This is a genomic window from Thermogemmata fonticola (genome assembly GCF_013694095.1).
Taxonomy (GTDB): Bacteria; Planctomycetota; Planctomycetia; order Gemmatales; family Gemmataceae; genus Thermogemmata; species Thermogemmata fonticola.
Genome location: NZ_JACEFB010000056.1, coordinates 1 through 249, shown reverse-complemented (window position 1 = coordinate 249; position 249 = coordinate 1). Strand labels below are relative to the sequence as shown.

1 pseudogene is annotated in these 249 nt (G+C 62.2%); it reads left to right on the top strand.

Annotated features, from left to right (window positions below):
- Positions 1 to 223: pseudogene (locus H0921_RS17660) on the top strand (hypothetical protein); the annotation flags it as partial.
- Positions 224 to 249 lie beyond the last annotated feature (26 nt).

The following is a 249-nucleotide window of genomic DNA, read 5'->3' as shown; positions in this document are numbered from 1 at the left end:
GGAGCGGCGGGAGATGATCCGTTATCCGGAGTTTGTGGCGAAGGGCTGGCAGTTGGGGAGCGGTCCGACGGAGTCGTGCTGCAAGGCGCTGACGGCTCGGCTCAAGGGGCGTGGTCGGCGTTGGGATGCCCGGAATGCCGAGGCCGTGATGGCCTTGGAGGCTCTGAAGCAATCGGGTCAATGGCAGACCTACTGGCTAATTCAAGCCAAAATCCCAGCTTAGCGCCGCCAGAATTTCTGGTCAGACCC